The sequence below is a fragment of the Changpingibacter yushuensis genome (assembly GCF_014041995.1).
GTDB lineage: Bacteria > Actinomycetota > Actinomycetes > Actinomycetales > Actinomycetaceae > Changpingibacter > Changpingibacter yushuensis.
This window is the reverse complement of the sequence record NZ_CP059492.1, coordinates 2,595,719-2,616,126: the sequence shown is the minus strand read 5'-3', so window position 1 is coordinate 2,616,126 and position 20,408 is coordinate 2,595,719. Positions and strand designations below refer to the sequence as shown.

General features: G+C 58.1%; 18 protein-coding genes and 1 pseudogene. 5 read left to right on the top strand and 14 right to left on the bottom strand.

Annotated elements, in window-relative coordinates:
* Window position 1: 1 nt before the first annotated feature.
* Window positions 2–382 carry an RNA-binding S4 domain-containing protein gene (locus tag H2O17_RS11250; protein ID WP_182049751.1) on the top strand — a complete coding sequence of 127 codons (381 nt, stop codon included), beginning with the start codon at window positions 2–4 and terminating at the stop codon, window positions 380–382.
* Window positions 383–505: 123 nt separating this feature from the next.
* Here H2O17_RS11250 and H2O17_RS11245 read toward each other — a convergent pair whose 3' ends face one another.
* The 4 genes from H2O17_RS11245 to H2O17_RS11230 all read right to left on the bottom strand — a co-directional run bounded on the left by H2O17_RS11245 (window position 506) and on the right by H2O17_RS11230 (window position 3,746).
* Window positions 506–994 (bottom strand): response regulator, encoded by a 489-nt coding sequence (locus tag H2O17_RS11245; RefSeq protein WP_182049750.1) that lies wholly within the window; start codon window positions 992–994, stop codon window positions 506–508.
* A complete protein-coding gene (locus H2O17_RS11240; protein ID WP_182049749.1) occupies window positions 991–1,560 on the bottom strand; it encodes a sensor histidine kinase in 570 nt (189 codons plus the stop codon). The genes H2O17_RS11245 and H2O17_RS11240 overlap by 4 nt, the downstream gene beginning before the upstream one ends.
* A complete protein-coding gene (locus H2O17_RS11235) occupies window positions 1,545–2,369 on the bottom strand; it encodes an SLC13 family permease (protein WP_182049748.1) in 825 nt (274 codons plus the stop codon). Before H2O17_RS11235 ends, H2O17_RS11240 begins: the two co-directional genes overlap by 16 nt.
* Before the next feature lie 132 nt (window positions 2,370–2,501).
* Complete coding sequence (locus H2O17_RS11230; protein ID WP_182049747.1) at window positions 2,502–3,746, bottom strand: DUF418 domain-containing protein; 1,245 nt, start codon at window positions 3,744–3,746, stop codon at window positions 2,502–2,504.
* Between the two features lie 133 nt (window positions 3,747–3,879).
* Here H2O17_RS11230 and nrdF point away from each other — a divergent pair, with 133 nt between their 5' ends.
* From nrdF to H2O17_RS11210, 4 genes are all read left to right on the top strand, one after another.
* Window positions 3,880–4,857, top strand: a complete 978-nt coding sequence (gene nrdF, locus H2O17_RS11225; RefSeq protein WP_182049746.1) for a class 1b ribonucleoside-diphosphate reductase subunit beta — start codon at window positions 3,880–3,882, stop codon at window positions 4,855–4,857.
* A 241-nt stretch (window positions 4,858–5,098) separates the two neighbouring features.
* Window positions 5,099–6,403, top strand: a complete 1,305-nt coding sequence (locus H2O17_RS11220; protein ID WP_182049745.1) for a winged helix DNA-binding domain-containing protein — start codon at window positions 5,099–5,101, stop codon at window positions 6,401–6,403.
* A gap of 9 nt (window positions 6,404–6,412) precedes the next feature.
* Window positions 6,413–7,117 (top strand): low molecular weight protein-tyrosine-phosphatase, encoded by a 705-nt coding sequence (locus H2O17_RS11215; protein WP_182049744.1) that lies wholly within the window; start codon window positions 6,413–6,415, stop codon window positions 7,115–7,117.
* A gap of 499 nt (window positions 7,118–7,616) precedes the next feature.
* Entirely contained in the window at window positions 7,617–9,224 is a 1,608-nt protein-coding gene (locus tag H2O17_RS11210; RefSeq protein ID WP_182049743.1) for a xylulokinase, read from the top strand.
* A gap of 113 nt (window positions 9,225–9,337) precedes the next feature.
* Here the strand turns inward: H2O17_RS11210 and H2O17_RS11760 are convergent, their stop codons facing one another.
* The 10 genes and pseudogenes from H2O17_RS11760 to H2O17_RS11165 all read right to left on the bottom strand — a co-directional run bounded on the left by H2O17_RS11760 (window position 9,338) and on the right by H2O17_RS11165 (window position 20,408).
* Window positions 9,338–9,844 carry an MMPL family transporter gene (locus H2O17_RS11760; protein ID WP_281363053.1) on the bottom strand — a complete coding sequence of 169 codons (507 nt, stop codon included), beginning with the start codon at window positions 9,842–9,844 and terminating at the stop codon, window positions 9,338–9,340.
* Window positions 9,845–9,902: 58 nt separating this feature from the next.
* Window positions 9,903–10,496 (bottom strand): annotated as a pseudogene (locus H2O17_RS11755) (histidine kinase); the annotation flags it as partial.
* Window positions 10,497–11,168: 672 nt separating this feature from the next.
* Window positions 11,169–12,515, bottom strand: a complete 1,347-nt coding sequence (locus H2O17_RS11200; protein WP_182049742.1) for an ABC transporter substrate-binding protein — start codon at window positions 12,513–12,515, stop codon at window positions 11,169–11,171.
* A 157-nt stretch (window positions 12,516–12,672) separates the two neighbouring features.
* Window positions 12,673–13,554 (bottom strand): carbohydrate ABC transporter permease, encoded by an 882-nt coding sequence (locus tag H2O17_RS11195; protein WP_182049741.1) that lies wholly within the window; start codon window positions 13,552–13,554, stop codon window positions 12,673–12,675.
* A 10-nt stretch (window positions 13,555–13,564) separates the two neighbouring features.
* Entirely contained in the window at window positions 13,565–14,464 is a 900-nt protein-coding gene (locus H2O17_RS11190) for a carbohydrate ABC transporter permease (RefSeq protein WP_182049740.1), read from the bottom strand.
* A gap of 58 nt (window positions 14,465–14,522) precedes the next feature.
* Window positions 14,523–15,197 (bottom strand): N-acetylmannosamine-6-phosphate 2-epimerase, encoded by a 675-nt coding sequence (locus H2O17_RS11185; RefSeq protein ID WP_182049739.1) that lies wholly within the window; start codon window positions 15,195–15,197, stop codon window positions 14,523–14,525.
* 69 nt (window positions 15,198–15,266) lie between these two features.
* Window positions 15,267–16,289: an ROK family protein gene (locus tag H2O17_RS11180; RefSeq protein ID WP_246311252.1), complete on the bottom strand. Its 1,023-nt coding sequence runs from the start codon at window positions 16,287–16,289 to the stop codon at window positions 15,267–15,269.
* Between the two features lie 165 nt (window positions 16,290–16,454).
* Complete coding sequence (locus tag H2O17_RS11175; protein WP_182049737.1) at window positions 16,455–17,384, bottom strand: dihydrodipicolinate synthase family protein; 930 nt, start codon at window positions 17,382–17,384, stop codon at window positions 16,455–16,457.
* A gap of 91 nt (window positions 17,385–17,475) precedes the next feature.
* On the bottom strand, window positions 17,476–18,342 hold the full coding sequence (locus tag H2O17_RS11170) for an ABC transporter ATP-binding protein (protein ID WP_182049736.1): 867 nt from the start codon (window positions 18,340–18,342) through the stop codon (window positions 17,476–17,478).
* A complete protein-coding gene (locus H2O17_RS11165; RefSeq protein WP_182049735.1) occupies window positions 18,339–20,408 on the bottom strand; it encodes a dipeptide/oligopeptide/nickel ABC transporter permease/ATP-binding protein in 2,070 nt (689 codons plus the stop codon). The genes H2O17_RS11170 and H2O17_RS11165 overlap by 4 nt, the downstream gene beginning before the upstream one ends.

Genomic DNA, 20,408 nt, shown 5'->3' with positions numbered 1-20,408 from the left:
TGTGGATAGTGTGCGGTTGGATGTGTGGCTGTGGAGTGTGCGCCAGACGAAGACCAGGTCGCTTGCAACCTCGGAGTGTCGCGCCGGGCATGTGCGGCTAAACGGCGAACCTGTGAAGGCTGCTACGCCGGTCCATCTGGGAGACGAGGTCCGCTATCGAGTGGAGGGATTCGACCGCGTTTTCAAGGTCAAGAAACTCATATCCAAACGTGTGGGTGCGCCCGCAGCCCAAGAGTGCTATGAGGATCTGACCCCTGAGAGACCTAAAGTCTATATGCCAGTTATGCAGCGTGACCGAGGGGCAGGGCGCCCGACCAAGAAGGAACGCCGCGAACTTGATCGGATCTTTGGACACGATTCAAACTTCGGCCATAAGGAGTGATCTGGCAGGGTGGACCACGCCGCCATGGAATGGCTTGGTGGGGAGTGGCCCGGAGGTGGTCTGCCCATACCTGCGGATTTACCCAGTTAGGCTGCCGTGCTCAGTCAGCCAGACCTTCGGCTCTCAGTCGGCCAGACCCTCAGCACGCACGATTTCCAAGGCACGTGACTTGTCCAGTGCAGGCATGTGTGCGATCGGATCGATTCCACATTCTTCGACGTAGTCAGTTAGTTCCTTTCGGACCACTGCCCGGAGATCATCGCTGGCCCACGGTTTGGCGATGTAGTGATCAAGGCCAGCATCGTTCACTGCCCGAACCGTGTCTGCTAGGTCTGCCTGACCCGTCACGAGCACCTTCCTGGCGCTCGCGGTTCGTGGGTCGCTCATCATCTCTACGAGGAAATCGATTCCGGAGGTACCGGGAAGCCTGTGATCGCACAGAGCTAGGGCAAGAACATCGCCTTGTGTGGTGATCTCAGAGATGACGTCCCATGCGTCAACGACGTCTTCTGCAGGCTCTATCCGAACCGTAGGTAAGAAGACGAGAAGGTCCCGTTCTATTGCCGTACGAACCTCTGGTTCATCTTCCAAGATAAGAATGGTGAGCTTCATAGGAACTCCTGGGGATCTGCTGGGTTGTGTGAGGTGGTTTCTGGCAGGGTAGGGGTGGGTTGACTGGTCAAGGTATCACGTGGAGGCGCCGGTTCCGGCAGTCCGTTGATGGGTAGGTCCACGGTGACAGTTGTTCCGGTGGATCCGGTCTCGATTCTCATCGTGCCATGATGTGCAGCCACGATACTGCGGCACAGAGGGAGACCGATACCCAGGCCAAACCTTACTTGACCTGACTTTGTGGTGAAGCGGGGTTCAAAGACGTGTGGCAGGATCGCTGGCGGAATTCCGGGACCGTTGTCAGATATCGCAACGGTGATCCAGCCTTCGGTGGGGACGGACGTGCGCACCGTTATGGTGCCGATGTGCACGGGATCGGAGGTGGCTGATGTGCGGGCGGCTTCTGTCATGGCATCTGCGGCATTCGCTACGATGTTTGTCCATACTTGCGCCAGCTGACTCGGGTGGCAGGAGATAACTGGAAGTTCGCCATAATCGCGTTCGATGGTGATGCCGTGGAGAAGGTACGAGACGAGCCGAAGGGTGTCCTCTATACCGCGGTGCACGTCCACATCCTTGACCGGATCACCATCGGGACGGGCGTAGGAGCGTAGCGAGGAGACGAGTTCACTGATACGTTCAGCCGTTGAAATGTCATGTGGTAACCACGTTCAGCCAATGCGGCCACTGCGATCGCGTTAGCTGGCGTGCTGACAGGCGTAGCCACGCCTCCGACGTTCGCAGAGACCGGAATAGCCAAAGTAATTCCTGTTCGAACCTTCGGGTTATCAATGGCACCCAGCACAGGAATGATGATTGCGAACATGGTCGCGGTGGTGGCCGTGTTGGACATGAAGAATGAGAGCAGGCTAGTGATTGCCATGACGCCAGCTACGGTTCCGCGGGCGGAACCGGCGAAGGGCCGCAACATGAGGGACGCGATATTGCGATCAAGCCCAAATTTCCCTGCGCCGTCGGCGATGATAAACCCGCCGAGGAACAAGATGATGACGGGGTTTGCCAAGGTAGCGAAATAGTCCGCCGAAGTCAGCGCTTGGTCCGCAAGCTCAGGGTTTGCGCCAAATGGATCGCCGAAGGCCTCTGTGGAGATGAGAAGCACTTCAAGCAGGATGATGAGAACCGCGGTGGCTGTGAGGGGCACAGCTTCCGTGACCCAGAAAACGATCGCAAGGAGGAGGATGGAGAGCATGCGCTCGCCGGGTTCGGCGAGGTTCGGGATGTCAATAAAGAATGGCACGACGAACGCCACAATACCCACGAGCCGGCCAATACGTTGTGATCGGGTGAGTGGTTTATGCGCAGTCCCTCGGCGTCTTTGAAGGGATGAACGTCGTGGTGGGGCTGGCGAGCTCATATGGCAACCCTACCGACGTGGCACCCAAGCCGGGCGAATTTGGCCTTTTACATGGACTATCCCGTGAGCGAGGGACTATCCCGTGAGCGAGGGACTATCCCGTGAGCGATGGACTACCCCGTGAGCGATGGACTACCCCGGAACATGTGCCGCCGCCTGCGAGGCTCTCCACATGATCCACTCGAGGGGGCCACGCCGGAACCTCAGTTTCAGGAGCGGGCAGACAACCAGCGACGTTCCCACCAGCCACAGGATTGGCGCGCTGCTTTCAGAAAAAATCCATTCGGGATTGAAAGCGATAGCCACGATGTGCGCCGAGTACACCGTCAGTGACATTGAACCAGCCGCGGCAAGCGGATACAGGACCGTTCCTGCCAGGTTCCCAACGAGAAGGCAGACCCCGAGCACGGCGATTGCGAAACCGCCAGATCCAACGGCCTCGAACACGGTCCCGGTATGTGGTTCTGCCGTCACGAAGGAGTAAAGATCTGGAAACGGAGAACCAACCCACGTCAGGCCGGGATTCCAGCTGCTCGCCTGCGCAGCGGTTTCCATACCCTGAGCGGACGATGACGGGCCGACGACGTCGTCGACAATCGTGTTCGTGAGAAGCCAACTTGCGCCGTATCCACACATCATTAAGACGACGCCGGAAGCCACAAACCGAACGTGGTTCGCAGTGGACGTGAGTTCCAGACGGCCGATTCCCATTCCTGCCAGAACAAATGCCATGTAGACGAGCCCGGGATAGGTGCCGGTGATGAAGACCTCGAAGAGGAAAGTGTTGGGGTCTCCGCCGGGCCAGATTGACAAGCCCGGGAGGAACCAGTTCACGGTCAGGTTGGTCACGAGAGGGCCGGCCACCGCAAAGACGGCGGCGGCGATGAAGAGCTTGCACGCTGACCAGCGTGAGAAGGGAAGCGCCGCCACGAACCACGCAGCGTAGTAGGCCAAGATGATGGCAACAGCTGTGCCGAGAGCCCCGAGGATTGCCGCGATAATCAGCAACACGCACGATCGGCCCACTACGCGAAGGCGGGCGGCGCGCATCTCCTCACCAATGAAGGGAACGTTGCGGCCAGTGATGATAGAGAGTGAAACTCCTGCCAAGAGGGCGAAGAGGATAGATGAGCGGCCGTCAGGTATTCCTGCGAGAAACTCGGCAACTGGATTACCCCACCATTCCTTGCCCACGTGGGCGTAGAACATGCCGAAGATCGCCAGCGCGCGAGCGATGTCGATACCGCCGATGCGGCCGGAGTACCGGGCAGGTGTAGTGGCGATCAGGGTTGAAGTAGCAGCGGCCAAGTCAGGAGTAGTGGCGATCGGAGAATCGAAGCGGCCTCGTTCCAGCTCCTCGTGGTGAGAGTCACTCATGTGAACAGACTAGTGGAGATGCTTGCCGGGCCAGCTGTATTGCGTGAGAATGAAACGACCTATGCCGGGTGCCTGAAGGTGAAACGTTCAGCCTTCCGCAGATCCGCTAGGCCCTGACTTCCTGAGGAGAGAAATGACGCCACCAAAGCTCAAGCTTGTTGACCGGGTCCAAGCGATCAACTGGAATCGCCTCGAGGATGACAAGGATCTTGAGGTCTGGGATCGCTTGACTGGCAACTTCTGGTTGCCGGAGAAGATCCCGCTGTCCAATGACATCCAGTCATGGAACACGCTCAAGCCTCACGAGCAGCAGATGACTACGAGGGTCTTCACTGGCCTCACCTTGCTCGATACAGTCCAAGGTACTGTGGGCGCTGTTTCACTGATCCCCGATGCTGTTACTCCGCACGAGGAAGCTGTGTACACGAACATCGCGTTCATGGAGTCAGTGCACGCGAAGTCCTACTCATCAATTTTCTCTACGCTGATTTCCACCGAGGAGATTGATGAGACCTTCCGGTGGTCAGAAGAGAATGATCATCTTCAGACGAAGGCCAAGATCATCCTTGACTACTACCGCGGTGATGATCCCGAGAAGCGCAAGGTAGCTTCCACGATGCTGGAATCCTTCCTGTTCTATTCAGGGTTCTATGCGCCCATGTATTGGTCTGCCCACGCCAAGCTGACAAACACAGCCGACCTGATCCGGCTTATCATCCGCGATGAGGCCGTGCATGGCTATTACATCGGGTACAAATACCAAATGGCGTTGGCCAAGGCGAGCGCGGAACGCCGCGAGGAGCTGCAGGACTACACATACTCGCTGCTCATGGACCTATATGACAATGAGGAGCTCTACACGGAGTCCCTTTACGATGAGATGGGCCTGACTGAGGACGTCAAGATGTTCCTGCGTTACAACGCGAACAAGGCGCTCATGAACCTCGGATATGAAGCACTGTTCACCGCCGATCAGACGGCAGTGAATCCTGCGATCCTTGCCGCTCTATCTCCTAACGCAGATGAGAACCATGACTTCTTCTCAGGCTCAGGTTCTTCCTACGTGATTGGCACGGCAGAAGCTACCACTGACGAGGATTGGGACTTCTAAGCACTCCGCCTCGAAGCCCAAGTTGAGTCGCTTGGTCGAAGGCCCGGATCCGTGAAATCTCGCGGATCCGGCCCCTTTTTCGTTCCTTCAGCCTTCCCGCACCTCCTACCTGCCGCCCCTCCCGTCGGCCACCTCCCGCCCCTCCTATCGGTCACCTCCCGTGCTTTCGCACCTCCCGCATCCATCCCTTCTCGCCCTCTCCGTTTGCACCAAAGCCCGCGTTTTCCGTATGTTCAGAAACATGAGCACCGCGGCCCAACGTAGGCAGATTTCCAAGCTCCGAATCCTGGCCCATGGCTTGGTAGGTCCCACGTGGCAGGATCCCTCAGATGCTGCGCGCGCCATGATGTGCCTGCAGGGCCAAGATTGGCAGGGAGTGTTGGTTTCTTTGGCGTTGCGTTCCGGGCAACGCGGTGCGCCAAACGTCCGGGCGGTGATCGATTCGTTCGACGCCGGCGCCTTGGTCCGAACATGGCCTCAGCGCGGCACTCTGCACGTGTTGGCTGCTGAGGATCTGTTCTGGTACCTCCCGCTCTCCGCTCAAGCCCTCTTGCGGCGTGAGAAATCGCCGCGCACTCCACCACCCGTGGCTCCCCATATTCTCGACACGCTCCGGGAAATGACGATTGTTGCACTCCTGCCTGGTGGTGAGCTCTTTTCCGCGCACTCCACCAGTGCAGCCAAGGTTTCTGAATCCCCAGTTCTCTCCAATGCGCAAACAGGTTCAGATTCCGCACTCCCAGTTGGTCGAGTCAGCCGTGATGCCCTCATCGCGTTTTGGCACGAGCACGGTTTCCTGACAGACCGTCAGTTTGCCCGCTACTTCCTGTATCACCTGAGTATTGAAGGCGTGCTCGTGCAGGGGCCAATCCCGGAGCGTAGTCCACGATCCGCGAGGGTGGGCCAACCCGATTTCGTATTGGCCCATGAGTGGATACGTAACCCTACGATGCTCTCGCGCGACGACGCCGTCGCCGAACTAGTGTGGCGATTCCTCCATTCGCATGGCCCTGCCTCGCGGCGAGACCTAGCGCGCTGGTCCAATCTTCCGTTGCGTGATGTGGATGCGGCTTTGGAGGGGCATCGAGCGGAGTTGACTCGGGTAGCCATTGACGGTGAGGAGTTTTGGTTTCCTGAGACCTTAGCCGAACGTGGCGCGGGGAGTCAGGCCTCATCGGTAGGCCGTTCAGTGTTGGTGCTTCCCGGCTTCGACGAACTCATCTTGGGATATGCGAGTAGGTGGATGACGGTTCCTTCCGAGATGGATGCGGCGCTCGCACCTGGAAAGAATGGCATTTTTCGTGGCTCGATCGTGGTGGGTGGAACTCTGGTGGGTCTGTGGAAGAGAGGGCGAAACGGGCCTGTGCCAGAGTACTTTGTGGAACCCAGTGCTGCGCTCGCGAAGCGGGTGGAGGCGGCCTGCGCACGCTACCCCATACTCTCTAGTGATGACCTTGGGCCTCTCTCATTGGGTGACGTGGTTGAGAGAGACCGTGCAACGAGCGCCGCTGGGCTCATGACGCGCGTCAGGTCGCTCAACCCATAAACTCGATCCATGAGCTCTGATCCACAGACGTCGGCTAATGGCCGTGAGGCCAGCATTGACCCCGCCGCACGCGCTGACCGCGAGGCCAGCATTGACGGTTCCGCCGTCTCCACCGCAATTCGGAATGAACTTGTGCGCGCTCCGCAGATCCTCGTTGTGTGCACTGGCAACATCTGCCGTTCACCGATGGGGGAGGTAGTACTTGGCGCGAAGTTGCGAGCGGCAGCGAATGTGGGCCAGAAGTATGCTGTCGCTTCGTGTGGAGTCTCCTCGGAAGAGCACGGCAATCCCATTTATCCCCCGGCCGCACGCATTCTGCGTGCCCATGGTTACGAGGTTCCGGCTCGCCGTGCCCATCGAGCCACTTCGAGGGAGCTCACTGAATCAGGGCTGATCCTCGCGATGACCAGCGGTCATGCAAGGTCCCTTCGCTCGATGTGTGCGGATGCCGGAGTGCCGCTCAGCCGTATCCACCTATGGCGTGAGTTTGATGGTTCGGGGCTAACGCCCGCTGCTGAGGGCTGTTTTGGTCCAGGCGGCACATTGGATAGGCAGAGCATTTCGCACTCATCAGGCAGTGGATACTCTGATTTCTACTCGTTCGACGACGCGTGGGATGTTCCGGACCCGTGGTACTCCGGTGACTTCGATGCCACTTTCAGTGCCGTTGAGGCCGGTGCGCAGGGGATCGTTGCCTTTCTTGCGGCAAACTGAGCACACTCCGCGATCGGTGATCCGCCAGAGAGGATCGGTGGTGGACAGGACGGATCGTGACAACACAGTGTTCCGTTCGACGACGTCGTCGCCCTGCGAGCAGAATCACGGAACGTCGACCTGAGTAACAGTGATGATCATTCTTGTCGGGGGTTGGTAAGTCATGGTTACCCCGTCGCGGGAGCACGGTCTTCCTTTGGAACCAATGGGTCTTGTTCGTTTGGAACCAGCGGGTCTGGTTCTGGCCGCCGAAGAAGAGGCTGCAACGCGCTCTGCGCCTAGTCGCGTGCCGTCATTATGGTCGAAATGCGTAAGGTGCCAACCTTGAGTTGCTACTGGGTATGCGCAGTCTGACGAAGTGGCGATGCGCTAACTGCTAGGCTCGTGTTTGCCTAGCAAAATCCACATAGTTAGCGCTAACATAGTGGTGAATGAAAGCAGGGCTCCCGCACTGTCGCGGAGCGGCACCTGCCCCGCCCATCTGTAATGGAGCACGAATATGACTGACAATGCCGCCAGTACTGATCTGACTGCGATCATCGACGCGGGCGAAGCCGCACTTGGAATTGAGTTTGGGTCAACGCGCATCAAGGCCGTGCTGATCGGACCCGATTCGGCACCGATTGCCTCAGGTGGTCACGAATGGGAGAACCGCCTCGAAGATGGTGTTTGGACCTACACACTGGACGACATCAGGGAAGGCCTTCAGGATGCCTACCAAGAGATGTCAAAGGACGTCTTTGAGCAGTACGGCACCTCGATCCGTAAGCTTGCCGGGATCGGCATCTCTGCCATGATGCACGGCTACCTCGCTTTTGACGCTGAAGGTAAGCTGCTCGTTCCCTTCAGGACGTGGCGTAACACCTCCACGGCCCAGGCTAGCGAGGCACTGACCGAGCTTTTCTCCATTAACGTTCCACAGCGTTGGAGCATTGCTCACCTGTACCAAGCGATCCTCAATGGCGAAGAACATGTGCCTGCTATTGCCTCGTTCAATACGCTCGCCGGATATGTTCATGAGCTTCTGACCGGCGAACACGTTCTGGGAATTGGTGATGCCTCTGGTATGTTCCCGATCGATTCTTCGCTCAATGATTACGATCCGGTTCGCCTCGAGAAGTTTGACGCGGCGTCTGCACAACACGGATTCACCAAGAAGGTAGTTGATCTACTGCCGAACGTGCTGGTCGCTGGAGCGCCTGCGGGAACACTCACAACCGAGGGTGCAGCATTGCTGGATCCGAGTGGTGTGCTCCAAGCAGGAATTCCGCTATGCCCACCAGAGGGCGACGCCGGAACCGGCATGGTTGCAACCAATGCGGTAGCTCCCAGAACGGGAAACGTTTCAGTCGGAACATCAATCTTTGCCATGGTGGTGCTTGAGCATGAACTCAAGCAAGTTCACCTTGAACTCGATCCCGTCACTACGCCCGACGGCGATCCGGTAGCAATGGTTCACTCCAACAACGGCACCAGCGAGTTGGACGGTTGGGTCAAGATGTTCGGCGAATTCGCTGCGCTCGCGGGCGTGGATATTCCACGGTACAAGCTGTATGACACCCTGTACCTCGAGGCACTCAAGGGAGCTGCCGATGGAGGCGGCATCCTCAGCTACAACTTCCTTTCAGGCGAACCCATCACTGGGCTGGAAGAAGGGTTGCCGCTCATTGCTCACACTCCTGGAACACCGCTCAAGCTAGCGGATTTCATGCGCTCACAGCTCATGACGATCTTCGGTTCACTGCGCATTGGCATGGACATTCTTATCGACGATGAGAATGTCCAGCTCGATAAGCTAAATGCCCACGGAGGTATCTTCAAGACTCCTCACGTGATTCAGGCTATTCTGGCTGGCGCACTGAATACCTCCATCGCAGTAAGTGCGACTGCGGGCGAAGGCGGTGCATGGGGTATGGCAGTGCTGGCGCTCTACCGCTCAAAGCGCGCGGAGGGCCAGACGCTTGCTGACTTCCTCGAAAACCAAGTCTTCGCAGGCTCCGAAAGTAGCGTTGTTGCGCCGGAGGCCGACGACGTCGCAGGCTTTGATCGCTTCATGGTCAAGTACCGCAAGGGCCTGCCGATGGTGAAGCTCGGTTCCGAGCAGTAACACCAGCAGTATCGATTTCATACTCTGGGGGCCAGTACCACACAGGTACTGGCCCCCAGTCTGGCTTTTCGGTGGGTTTTCAGTGACGTTGAGTCACTGAAAACCCACCCTCGCTACACGGCAGCCGGAACGAGATCTTCGGCGGCATCCGCACCGGACTCAAGAGGAGTTGGGTGCACTGTGGCGGGATGGCGGTTTGAGCGCTTCCCGGGGAACCACCAGTTCGCATTGCCAAGCATGTTCATGAATGACGGTATAACAACCAGCCGAACAATCAGAGCATCAGTGAGAACTGAGAGTGCCAGCCCGATTCCCATGGAAGCGATGATGCGTTCGCTCGTGAATGCGAACGATGTAAACACACACAGCATGATGGATGCGGCCGTGATGATCACAGGTGCGGTCTCAGATACTCCAACTCTGACCGCCCGCTGGTTGTTCTTGTGCATTGTCCATTTCTCATGCATTCGTGACACCAAGAACACCTGATAATCCATAGACAGTCCAAACACCACACCCATGAGAATCACTGGGACGATGTACATAATGGGTGCTCCTGAACCTACACCCAACATTTGGCTGCCCCATCCAAACTGGAAGATTGCAGTGATACATCCCAACCCAACCGCGATCGTGAGTAGGTTCGAGAGCGCGCCAATCAACGGACCGGAACGCGATTGTGAGCAGTAAGAAACCCAGCACGGCAATGAGACCCAGATAGAGGGGCAACTTATTCATGAGCGCTTGGGAAAGATCGATGTTCGAGGAGGCCTCGCCACCGACGTAGACTCTGAGATCGCTTCCGGCTGTCGCAGAAGGTATGACGTTCTCGCGTAGGTTATTGACGAGGTCTTCTGTCTCCACCGTTTGAGATGACGAACCCGGAATGACGACTGCGGTCGTGACTCCCTCACCGGTTGCAGGTAGTACGTTTGCGGCGGCGACGTCGTCGGCTGAATCTTCGCGAAGCACAGCGAGTAGCTGCTGCATATCTGTGAGGGCTTGGTGAAGAGTACTCTGCGCATTCTCTATGGCGGTGGACGATGCAGTGGCATCTGGCGGCAAGGTAACGTCCGCGGCATTCAACTGCATATTTGCCAGGGCGATGCTGTGGCCCACGCTGTCATGTAAATCGCGCGCAATTCGCAACCGCTCCTCCACAACTCGGCGGCGAACTTCTTCGGCGCGCGAACGGACCACATCTGCGGCCCTTCTCTCAACTTCCCACCAGTACAACTGCTGTGACCGAAAGGTACTTCCAAGTGCAGCCATCAGCAGAGCGGCACCTCCGGCAATCGCCGGGATTGGATCCTCCATCGGAAGCCAAGCGTGCTCCGCAAAGCCCTCTGAACAGTAAGCTGCAGCAGCAATGGTGAGGCCAACGAACAGAGCGGAGTCACCTCGGAGAGTCAGGATCAGGGCCATGAAGCACCCAACTGACCACAGTCCAACCGGAAGTCCGCCCAGCAATCCAACAAGCAGCGGCGCTGCGCAGATGAACCAGATGCCCAGCCGAACCCCGAGAAACCAACTAACCGCAACCCCCACAGTCATCACAGCCAAACCAATGAGGTCCACAAGCGATCGTGATTCGAGTATGACAGTGAACAGCTGCGTGAGGATTGAGAGGATCACGATGATCCACGTAGCTCGCATGACCAACTTGGGAAAGGTGGTCCAGAAAGATTCACCAAGGACAGGCTTTGGTGAATCCCCCAACTCTTCCGCAGCGCTGGATGACGGCATGAGTCTCACGGAGTCATTGTGCCATCCGGGTATGGCGGGCATGTACTCCCCGCGGAGTAGATAGAGCTACTCCGCTGGGCGGCTTGGGCCGTTCCGGATGGCGGCTTGGGCCGTTCCGGAGGGCGGGCAGGGTTGTTCCGCTGGGCGGCTTGGGCAGAGGTGGTTCTCGGTTCTGCCAGCACGCACCATGTGCACTGGTTACTCCATCGCCGCATTGCCTTCCGCTTGCGCAGCTGCCAAGCCCTTGGCAATGTCAGTTTTACCAAGAAACAGATCAGCCAGCAGCGGCGAGGCTGCATTGAACCCTGCGTTGACGGCCGTGCCAACCGGGGGAGCAGCCGTTGTTCCCTCGGCTGCATCGATGAACACGGATACATCTACGTCACGATCAGCCCAGTACTTCACGAATGCATCCTGCGCTGATACCACCGCAGGGAAGGAGACACCTTCTTCAGCCAATGGAAGTTGACCTTCTTCGGATCCGAGCCATTCAAGCACCTTGACGGTCGCTTCCTTGTTCTTCGTTGCCGCATTCCCCACGGCGGACACGCCATGCACTGTGCTTATGCGGCCTTCCGGGCCAGATACCAGGGGAGCAAGTCCCCAATTGATGTTTGACGCCGATTCAGCGATCGTCTTGAGATTGTAGGGACCTGACTGGTAGAGGGCTAGCTTTCCCTGCACGAACATGTCCCGCGTGATGTCGGCGTTCGTGTTGGTGTCGGCCGCCGAGGGGGCAACGTGGTACGTATTCACCATATCTACGAGATACGTGAACGCCACTACGCCCGCGTCTGAAGCAAACGCGAACTGATTGTCATCATCTTGGAACTGGGCACCGGCCTGAGCAAGGAATGGCCGATAAATCGCTTGAAGGTCCGCCTGAGCGTTGAAGCCGTAAACGTCGATGTTCGAAGAATCGAAGTCTGCGCTCGCGGCGTTGTTCCCTGCCGAGTCCACTGTGAGAGCTTGCGCTGCGGCAAGAAGAGTATCTCCGTCACCTGCCTCAGGAGCCCACGTCAGATCGTTGACGTCCACTCCTGCCTTCTCAACCATGTCTTTGTTGTAGAAGAGGCCGATTGAGTCCCAGAGCTGCGGAACTCCCCACAAGCTTCCATCACGGGTATAGATGTCCACCACGGATTGTTGCCATTCATCGTGATCCGTGCCGAGTTCAGCGCTGACATTGAGTAGGTCACCGTTATCGGCGTACTGCGCGAAGTTGGAGGAGTTCACCAAGTAGACATCTGCCATGTCCCCAGACGATATGTCCAGTGGGAGCCGGTCCCAGTAGTTCGCCCACGGAACTACCTCTACATCAACTTTGATGCCGGGGTTCTGCTCCGTGAACTCGGCGAACGAATCTTCGTAAGCCGGCGCGGCGACGTCGTCCCACAAACGGAATGTCACTGTCTGAGTGGAATCCGTTGTGCTGGCAGAATCACCCCCCGAGGCGCCTGGGGAGCAAGCGGTGAGGGGAATCGCCACAGCGGCACTCAGGATGAGAGCTGCGGCAGATCGCAGGGTGATCGAATGGCGTTTCATGAACACTCCTTGGAAGGGCAAACAACCGCCCAACCTACCATCTCACCAGCGGCACTACTCCCTCGAGATGGCGGATGTGAGACTGTAGTCGCACTCGCGTCATGAATGCGCACATCGGCGTGCGCTGCACGCTGCGGGCGTGGAGCTGCTCGGTTGGTCACTTCAATCCGGTGATCCCAAGCGATGCCACGATTTGTTTATGGAACACCACGAACAGAATCACCAGCGGTGCGAGGGCCACTGTGGTTGCGGCCATGACGAGGGTCCAGTTGCCTGCGTATTGGCTCTGGAGTGCTTGTGTGGCAACGGTCAGGACGCTCCATTCCTGGCTCGGAGCAATGATCGATGGCCACAGGAAGCTGTTCCATTGGCTGACCACCGTGATGAGGAGCAACGTTGCCAAGATTGGCTTGTTCATGGGCAACACGATGAAAAGGAGCGTACGCAGGTGCCCAGCGCCGTCAAGCTTCGCGGCGTCCAACACATCCTGGGGCATCCGCTGAAAACTCTGCCGCAACAAGAAGATGGCATACGGCGAGCCGAGCAGGAAAGGCACCACGAGCCCCGCGAATGTGTTGCGTAGCCCCATTTCCGAGAGCATCGAGTACAGCGGAATCATCGTGACGATGGGTGGGATCATCTGGGTTGCCACAAAGGTCCAAAAGAGTGGTTCGCGGCCCGGGAAGTTGAGCCGAGCGAACGCGTATGCGGCAAGTACCGAACACGTGAGTTGCCCTAACGTGAGCACCAAGACCATCTGAGCAGTTACGGCCAGCGGAACGATGAAGTTGTGGCTGCCAGAGAAGAGCGCGGTGTAGTTCTCCAACGTCAGCGGCGCAGGCGGTGTCAGTGGGGTAGTGGTGGCAAATTGCTCAGGTGTCTTCAAGCTGGTCATAACTGAGAACACAAACGGCACCAGCATAAAGAGCGCACCCGCGCCGAGGAGCAGGTACGTCATTGCGATTGAGAGCCACCTCTGGCGTCTTCTTCTTGCCGACGACGACGGCGCCGCGTCCAGTCCGATTTCCACAGGATTCATCGGCGTCACCCTAATCCAGTTCAAAAACGGTGCGCTTGGCGAAGTAGCGCTGTTGGAGGACAGTTATGGCAACGATGACGGCAAGCAGCAGAACCGCCATCGCACTGGCCCGGCCCATCTGATGAGAACCACTGAAGGCAGTTTGATAGATGTGCACAGCAAGCAGATCGGTGGTTCCTCCCGGATAGCCGGGGTTGGATCCAGTGAGTCCGTATACCAAGTCAAAGGCCTGAAAAGAGGAGATGAATGAGGTGACCAGAACAAAGAAGGTGGTTGGGCGCAACAATGGTACGTACATCGACGTCACCATACGAATGGGGCCGGCACCGTCAATCTTTGCTGCTTCTAACACTGATGTGGGTATTGATTGCAGCCCTGCTAGGAAGAAGAGCGAGATGTAGCCAACGTTTTGCCACACGTACACGAATGCAACGGTAGGTAGGGCTAGCGCGGTATTACTCATCCATTCAATGCGGTGGCCTATGACTGCGTTCACCAGCCCGTTGGTGGGATCAAGCATCCATTGCCATACCACGCCAAGAGTGAGTGGGGCGCACACCCACGGCAGGACGTATAGCAGCTGAAGGAAAGTGGTGCCGGGAAGTCGCCGATTGAGTGCCAGCGCGATGAGCAGACCGAGCACCACTGCCGGGGGAATGGTCAGGAGCGCGAATACCAACGTTACTGCGATGGAGTGAAAGAAGGTCGTGCCTGAGGCAAGGTAGCTGTAGTTCTCAAGTCCCACGAACTGGGGAGTGTTGATCAGCTTCCAGTCAGTCAGTGATATGGCAAAGACCAGCAGAAAGGGCAGTACAAGGAAGATTCCCACGCCGATGAGCGAGGGGGTGAGCAGTGCATAGGCGGTGCGAACCTCATGCTGGCGGTGGCCGGAGTGGAGGCTCGTGCGCATCGTGGGCCTCCTTTCCAAGCGTCCCTGCAAGCTTAGTGCGCTTGGCTAAAAGAAAGCATCAGCCTTCCACTGCGCCGCGGAACCACGAGGTGATGGTGGTTGGGTGAGTGATCGCCGTGCCAACCACGGCCGCCCATGCGCCTGCATCAATCACTTGGCGCGCGTGCTCGGTAGTGTGGATTCGACCTTCACAGAACACGGGAAATTCTGGGAACGCTGAAACCATCTGGCTGAGGAGTTCGAAGTCCGGTCCATCCGTCTTCACACGGTCGCCGGTGTATCCGGCGAGGGTGGTTGAGAGAATATCGCAGCCAGCATCGGCGGCCTGTTGGGCATCGGCAAGGGATCCACAGTCAGCCATCACCAGAGTGCCGTCCTCCTTGAGGGCAGCCACGGTTTGGGCGAAAGTCAGGCCGTCAGGTCGGGGGCGGGAAGTTGCGTCGATTGCGACGATGTCTGCACCGGCCATGACGCATGCCCGGGCATGGCGGAGGGTGGGGGTGATGTAGACGCCCTCGTGGCCCTCCTTCCATAACCCGATCACCGGGAGTTCAACCTGCCCTTTGATCGCAGAGATATCTGCTAGACCTTGGCAGCGGATGGCGGCGGCACCACCTCGTTCGGCGGCTAATGCCATCTGCGCCATGGTTTCGGGGTGACGCAGTGGCTCGCCAGGGTAGGCCTGGCAGGAGACGATGAGCTTACCTCGGACTGATTCAATGATCGGATGCATAACACTTTCCTTGAAAACTCGGTTATGTGACGTGATGTGATGAGAAGCGCGATGAGGGCGAAGCGCTGGTCATGTGATCAGATAGTTTGCCGCGGCTCCAATGAGTGGTGCGGAATCGCCCAGCGATCCTTGGAGAAGAGGAGTGTGGGCCACAGTATCCATTGCCTGAGCGCCGTATCCTTCGTGAATGGCGTTCCACCAAAGCTCACCTGCTCGGGTCACGGATCCGGAGAGGATGATGACGTCTGGATCGAAGGCATTAGCTAAAGAACCAAGTACTTCACCTAGGGCGCGGCCACTTTCTGAGAGAGTACGTTGCGCTAGGTCATTGCCCGCATCGGCCAGATCCTTCAGAGCGCGGCCGCCACTGACAACGCCCTCGAGCTGAGAGATGGAGTATTCCTCGTTGTGTGCCCGTTCAGTCTGAAAGTCAGATACTCGCGCATTGTACAGCCGGCCAAGTCCGCTGCCCGAAGCAACGGACTCAATGTGCCCAAACCTTCCACACGAGCATGTGAAGCCGTTGGCCAACGGATGGTGGATATGTCCAAGGTGCCCGGAGAGTCCGTGAGCGCCGCGAAGAACATGGCCATGGGAGACCACTGCTCCACCAATACCCGTACCCACTCCTAACACAAGGGCTGAATCACATCCGCGCGCTACACCAGCACTCACTTCTCCAAGAGCGTGGGCATGCACATCGTTCATGACACGCGTGGGCAATCCAAGTTGCTGTGATAACGTGCGGCCCAGCTCGATACCAGCCCATCCGGGGATGAGGTCGGTCGCAGAGATGATGCTTCCATTGGCTTCGTCAACAACGCCAGCTGACGCCACTGAGATGCCAACAATGGAAGAACCATGCGCAGCGGCATACTGATGAGCAACACTGCGAGCCAGATCTACAGCGGTGGCACATACGGCTGTTCCGCCTCGAGGTGCATTGGTGGGTGCTGTTTGAGAGCAGCAGATGGTGAACTGAGGATCAGCCAACGGCGTCCACTCCACAACTGCAGCGCTAATCTTTGTGCCGCCAATGTCTAGAACCACCACGGGCTTGCTGGCCGGTTCCACAAGTGAATCGCTTTCCAAAGCTTCTCCTAGCATCCAGATGCACGGTGCTCAGTATTTGATGAGCACATTCGTTGGCCGGGCATACCACCACGCGAAACCCAGCCAACGAATGCGAGTTGGCGTGCATACAGCCGCCATGAACGCGGTTGGGGGCGAGTGGCCCCCAACCGCGCCCCGCGCCACCTAGCTCTCAACGAGTCCTAGGTCGGCCAGGACGGAACGAACTGCCTCAACGTTCTCACCTTCAAGGGCGGAAACGGGACGAGGCATCTGGTTCGAACTGTAGATACCAAGGAGCCACAGCGCAGTCTTGAATGCGCCAACTCCACCGCCGAAGCCTTGGACACCCTTCACAACCGAGGTGATGCGCATGAGGTCGGCAAGGTAGTCCTGGAGTTCAGAAACGCGATTCCAGTCGCCCTCTTGGGCGGCCTTCCACTGTTCCACGTACGGAGCAGGATCCACATTGGCGAGTCCGGGAACCGAGCCGTCCGCTCCACCCAAGTACGCACCATCAACCACTACTTCATGCCCGGTGAGCAGTTGGAGCGGATGTCCGGCCTGATCATTGGCGCGAATAAGGAAACGGAAGGCGACGTCGTCGCCGGAAGAATCCTTAACTCCGGAGAGGACGCCCTCCTTGCCAAGCTTGACCAGGAGGTCAACGCCCAGCTTTTTGTGGACGCACACCGGGATGTCGTAGGCAAAGAGTGGCAGGTCCACGGCTTCGCGAATGGCGCGGAAGTTCGCCTCGATCTCTACGTCTCCACCTAGCGCATAGAACGGTGCGGTGGCGACTATCGCGTCGGCTCCGAGTTTTTGAGCCTGCTTGGCATGTTCGATCATGCGTTCAGTCTGCATGTCGATCACTCCAGCAAACACTGGCACTCGTCCGGCCGTGGCGCGGATGCCAGCTTCGAGGATCTGGCCGCGGCGTTCGTCCGTGCTGAACACGACCTCGCCAGAGGATCCGAGGAAGAACAGCCCGTTGACCCCAGCCTCGATCATACGGTTGACGTTCTTCTCGAGAGCTTCGACGTCGAGTTCACGCTCGGGAGTAAGTGGCGTGACAACTGGTGGGATTACCCCGAAAAATGGGGAATTTTGAGACATTGAGCCATTCCTTCAGTGATGACTTGTGGGCGTATTGTTGGGGGTTTTTGCATTCTCAATGCGTGTAGCAACGTGGGTGTGGCGCAGTCACTTAGTTGAGCACTGGGTGTAGCAGGGATGGCGCCGCACCCAAGAGCTTCTGCGTGTATGGGTCCTGAGGGTTGGCAAGAAGCTGTGCCCCGGGGCCCTCCTCCGCGACGACGCCGTCGTGCATAACAGCGATGCGATCAGAGACGTAGCGAACAGTTTGAATATCGTGACTGATGAAGACCATCGCTAAGCCGAGTTCGTTCTTCAGATCTGTCAAAAGATTAAGAATCTGAGCCCGCACGGATACGTCGAGCGCTGAAGTGGGCTCATCCGCGATGATCGCGTCGGGTTCGAGTGCCAAAGCACGTGCGATCGCAACGCGTTGGCGCTGACCACCTGAAAGCTGGCCCGGCAGTGCGTCGAGCGCAGAATGGGGAAGGCCCACCATGGAGATGAGATCTTCCACCCGCTTGTCACGTTCGGCTGAGGTGCCAATGCTGTGCACGTTGAGCGGATCAGCGAGCTGGTCACGAACGATCATGCGTGCGTTAAGCGCTGTGGCTGGATCTTGGAACACCACGGAAACCACGCGGCCGATCCTGCGCCGGTCCTTGGCGCTTCGCTTCGTGACCTCAACCCCTTTGAAGAAGACGTGGCCAGCGGTGGGCTGCTGGAGTCCGCACATGACGTTCGCGGTGGTGGACTTACCACAACCAGATTCACCCACGATGCCGAGGGTTTCTCCGGCCACAACCTTCATGTTTACGCCACGAACTGCGTGGATCCGGTTCGGATGAAAGAGTGACCCGGTGCGGGTCTTGAACGTGACGTCAACATCCTTCAGCTCAATGATTGGCGTGGCCGCATCCCCGATTCGGGCGGTGCGGATCTGCCCATTGCGAACCTCGTTGTTGGTGGAATCGCTCATGCTTGCTCCTCCGTGCCTTGTGTAGCACCAGCCGGGGAAAGGTCCGAAGAGCTGCCTTCCCATGGCTGGGAATGGGGTGGTGTTAGGCCCTCTTCGATCCATGCGCTATCTGGAAGATCGGCATAGAAGTGTAGGGAGTCGCCTACTGGATGCATAATGGGCCGGGTTGTTAGGCCAACGGTCGGGTGGCTGGAACGCGGTGCGAACCTGTCTCCCACAGGGAAGTCCTTGGGTGAAGGCACTGTGCCGGGCACCTGATGGAGGCGGCCGGAGCCCGCTTCGATGGAGAGAACCGAACCGAGGAGGCCGCGAGTGTATTCGTGGCGAGGATCGGTCAGGAGCTCCACGGTGGAGGCCTGCTCCACAACTTGACCGGCATACATCACGGTTATCGAGTGCGCCACTTCTGCAACGAGAGCTAGGTCGTGGGAGACGAAAACCATTGCGAAGCCGAGCTTGTCGCGTAGTTCATTGAGCAACTTGATGACTTGTTTCTGAACCGTGACATCCAGTGCGGTGGTGGGTTCGTCAGCAATCACAAGTTTGGGATCGCGGGTCAGCGCCATGGCGATGAGAACACGCTGGCGTTGACCACCGGAGAGTTCGTGTGGGTAGGACTCGAGCGTGCGCTTAGGATCCAGCCCCACAAGTTCGAGAAGCTCCTCTGCGGTGCGGGTACCGCCGCGCTTCGTCAGCTGCTTCATCTGCGACTTGATAAGCATCGAAGGGTTCAACGCCGATAGTGCATCTTGGTAGATCATGGCCATTTCGTGCCCACGCAGAGCATTGCGCTGCTTGCCGGTCATCTCCAGCAGGTTCTTGCCTTGGTAGAGGATCTCGCCGGAGATTTCGGCCTTGGGATCAAGCAGGCCCATGATGGCGAATGCGGTGATCGACTTTCCACAGCCCGATTCGCCTACAAGTCCCATGGTCTCGCCTGGACGAACCGCGAATGAAACGTGGTCCACAACGTCGACATTGCCATGCCGTGGGAACTTGATACACAAATCCTTTACTTCGAGGATTGGAGCTTCGTCCGATTGGGGCGTGTGCCGATCGTGGCGCAGTGCCTCCATGTCGCTCAGGGATTGAAGCCTAGCAAGGAGGGCTTCATGCTGCTCTTTGTATGCCTCAACGGGATCGGTCAGGAGCTTGTCGGCCTCGCGCTGCGCAGAGGTCACCTTGGATTCGTCGGGGACCTTCACGGCGGTGGGGGCCGCGACCATTGCATCCGTCATTCCTTCGGAGAGGATATTGAGGCACAGCACGGTGATCATGATGGCCAAGCCGGGGAACAGTGCTTGCCACCAGCGGCCCAGCAGAACGCCGGCGCGAGCGTCGGAGAGAATGTTACCCCAGGTTGGGGTGGGCTCCTGAATGCCTGCTTGGATGAATGACAAGGATGCTTCGAAGACGATTGCGTCGGCTACCAGCACAGTTGTGAACACCATGACGGGGGCAATGCAATTGCGTGCCACATGCTTGGCGAGGATCCAAGGGGCGCGTGCACCAGAAACCACGACTGCGTTCACATAGTCCTCGGAGTACTCCGAAACCACGTTGGCGCGCACCACGCGGGTGAGCTGGGGAATGTAGAGGAAGCCGATCGTCAGAATGATGATGGGCAGCGAGTTGCCGAAGACGGAGACAAACATGGCGGCCAGCGCAATGCCGGGGAACGACATGATGATGTCCATGATCCGCATGATGACTTCGGAGATTGACTTGCGGGAAACCGCTGCGACCGACCCGATGACTGCGCCACAGATCAACGCAAAGGCGGTGGCGCACAAGCCAATGACCAGCGAGTACCTTGCACCGTAGATCATCCGCGAGAAGATGTCGCGGCCCTTGTCATCAGTTCCGAAGAGGAAGCCGTCGCCGGGAGCTTGCCGGGCGGTGAAGATCTCGAGCGGATTGTTCGGAGCGAGGATGGGTGCGAAGACGGCCGCCAGCGCGATGATGATGATCACGGAGACCGAGATCCGCGCACCCCAGCTCATGGCCCGGAAGCGCTTGAAGCGGACTCCGGGTTGTTCCATCTTTTCAGTGAGCTTGCGACGCAT

Excerpts from the sequence above, each read along its gene's own strand:
- nrdF (WP_182049746.1), top strand. The coding sequence starts at position 3,880 with ATGACGCCACCAAAGCTCAAGCTTGTTGACCGGGTCCAAGCGATCAAC.
- H2O17_RS11210 (WP_182049743.1), top strand. The coding sequence starts at position 7,617 with ATGACTGACAATGCCGCCAGTACTGATCTGACTGCGATCATCGACGCG.
- H2O17_RS11190 (WP_182049740.1), bottom strand. The coding sequence starts at position 14,464 with ATGCGCACGAGCCTCCACTCCGGCCACCGCCAGCATGAGGTTCGCACC.
- H2O17_RS11195 (WP_182049741.1), bottom strand. The coding sequence starts at position 13,554 with ATGAATCCTGTGGAAATCGGACTGGACGCGGCGCCGTCGTCGTCGGCA.
- H2O17_RS11165 (WP_182049735.1), bottom strand. The coding sequence starts at position 20,408 with ATGCGTCGCAAGCTCACTGAAAAGATGGAACAACCCGGAGTCCGCTTC.
- H2O17_RS11175 (WP_182049737.1), bottom strand. The coding sequence starts at position 17,384 with ATGTCTCAAAATTCCCCATTTTTCGGGGTAATCCCACCAGTTGTCACG.
- H2O17_RS11200 (WP_182049742.1), bottom strand. The coding sequence starts at position 12,515 with ATGAAACGCCATTCGATCACCCTGCGATCTGCCGCAGCTCTCATCCTG.
- H2O17_RS11215 (WP_182049744.1), top strand. The coding sequence starts at position 6,413 with ATGAGCTCTGATCCACAGACGTCGGCTAATGGCCGTGAGGCCAGCATT.
- H2O17_RS11235 (WP_182049748.1), bottom strand. The coding sequence starts at position 2,369 with ATGAGCTCGCCAGCCCCACCACGACGTTCATCCCTTCAAAGACGCCGA.
- H2O17_RS11220 (WP_182049745.1), top strand. The coding sequence starts at position 5,099 with ATGAGCACCGCGGCCCAACGTAGGCAGATTTCCAAGCTCCGAATCCTG.
- H2O17_RS11230 (WP_182049747.1), bottom strand. The coding sequence starts at position 3,746 with ATGAGTGACTCTCACCACGAGGAGCTGGAACGAGGCCGCTTCGATTCT.
- H2O17_RS11245 (WP_182049750.1), bottom strand. The coding sequence starts at position 994 with ATGAAGCTCACCATTCTTATCTTGGAAGATGAACCAGAGGTTCGTACG.
- H2O17_RS11170 (WP_182049736.1), bottom strand. The coding sequence starts at position 18,342 with ATGAGCGATTCCACCAACAACGAGGTTCGCAATGGGCAGATCCGCACC.
- H2O17_RS11185 (WP_182049739.1), bottom strand. The coding sequence starts at position 15,197 with ATGCATCCGATCATTGAATCAGTCCGAGGTAAGCTCATCGTCTCCTGC.